Genomic DNA, 464 nt, shown 5'->3' on the forward strand with positions numbered 1-464 from the left:
GTAGGGAGCCAATCTCTACTTTAAAAAGAATTATCCGATGCCCGGGTGGTGGAATTGGTAGACACAAGGGATTTAAAATCCCTCGCTCATAGAGTGTGACGGTTCAAGTCCGTCTCCGGGTACCATCTTTATGCTGTGCTTTCTGTTCAGTAATTTAAATAGTAGTAATTAAACCTGTATCAATCATGTATGTAATTAATTTACATTACATTTATAATGCATATATTTATATACAATAAACATAGTTAAAATGTTGTGATTTAGCTGTCAACAAAAGATGTAGCGTCTCGTTAACTGTTTAAATTTAGTGTGTAGATAAATTAAAGAATTTAATTACTTAAATCTCTTAGTAATTAAGAGTTAGTAGGGAGCCAATCTCTACTTTAAAAAGAATTATCCGATGCCCGGGTGGTGGAATTGGTAGACACAAGGGATTTAAAATCCCTCGCTCATAGAGTGTGACG

General features: G+C 34.7%; 1 tRNA gene. It reads left to right on the plus strand.

Annotated features, from left to right (window positions below):
* Positions 1-39 precede the first annotated feature (39 nt).
* A tRNA-Leu gene (locus tag H4J76_RS19555) sits at positions 40-125 on the plus strand.
* Positions 126-464 lie beyond the last annotated feature (339 nt).

Source organism: Colwellia sp. BRX9-1, from assembly GCF_014077195.1.
GTDB lineage: Bacteria > Pseudomonadota > Gammaproteobacteria > Enterobacterales > Alteromonadaceae > Colwellia_A.